The organism is Bacillus cereus group sp. BceL062 (assembly GCF_051780025.1).
Classification (GTDB): Bacteria; Bacillota; Bacilli; order Bacillales; family Bacillaceae_G; genus Bacillus_A; species Bacillus_A toyonensis.
The window spans coordinates 1-1,140 of record NZ_JBPWGY010000047.1 but is presented as its reverse complement, the minus strand read 5'-3'; the positions used below and the strand labels follow the sequence as shown (position 1 = coordinate 1,140).

Genomic DNA, 1,140 nt, shown 5'->3' with positions numbered 1-1,140 from the left:
GATTTCCGTCCATTTTTCTGTAAGAGATCAAACAGACGAAGGAAAATTTTTGTTACTTCTTGGGTGTCGTTTTGTATAGCTTCATATACTAAGTACAGATGATCTTGAATCATATAAATTGCTTTATATTCACTTAATTCTTTTTGTTTTTTCTGTAGTAACAGTTGTCGCATTTTGAACATAGTGGAAGAACAAAGAAAAATAGCAATTAACTTTCCATAAAGATGACATTCTAGACGCTCTCGCTTAATATTGTGACAATAATTGATACCAAAAAGGGATTTCCATGTTTTAAATACAATCTCTATTTGCCAACGTAGAGAGTAAATCTCGTGAACCTGTTCCATCGGAACAATTTCCCATGGGATGTTGGTAATATAAACATTGATTTCTGTTAAACGTTTACTTTTTTCAGAGTATGTAACCCCCTTTTTCTTTTCAACATAAGTTTGCTGTTTCCTACGTTTATGAATTTGAGTTGATGTGAGTCTGTATATTACAACTCGTGAGGGTAATTTTTGTTGTCCAACATAGGCATTCCGAATTTCATAAGTATCTCCTGGTTTTATCTGATGCATGATATCTTCAAGGTCAAGTAAAACATATAAAGATTGCTTTTTAACTGTCCCATCCCGAAAGAATTCTGGCGATTCATTTTTTATATATACTCTATTATTTAATTTCAACCGTGAAACATAGAATACCCCTCGTTGATCCATCTGGTCTAAATCTTTTAGAGAAAAGTATCCTAAATCTCGAATAGACAAATCTCCTGGGCGTAAGGTATCCAAACACTCTGTACCAAAGGTTTTATCATTATTTTTACCCGGTCCCATTTGGAAATTGAGGAATTTCCCACTATGTAAATCATACTCTAGTTGAATCTTAATACCGGCTGTTTGTGCACATCCTCCTGAACCAGGATAAATAGGAGCTAAATGATTGGGTACTTGAAAAATAGTAGCATCTAAAATACGTATACGTTGAAAATAAGACGTGTATTGGTTTGGAATTTGAGATGAATCGTTTAGTTGGCTTTTAACTAAACGAGAAAAAACACACTGTAGGAATAAAACAGCGCATCGGTTAAAACGTTGATTAAGTCCTTCTGGACTTATAAGTGTAGTTGTATTCGCATAA

At 33.7% G+C, this 1,140-nt stretch carries 1 protein-coding gene; it reads right to left on the bottom strand.

Annotation, left to right across the window (positions count from 1 at the left end):
- A partial coding sequence (locus ACS2MN_RS30925) for an IS4 family transposase (RefSeq protein WP_438894973.1) occupies positions 1–1,140 on the bottom strand: 1,140 nt, incomplete at both ends.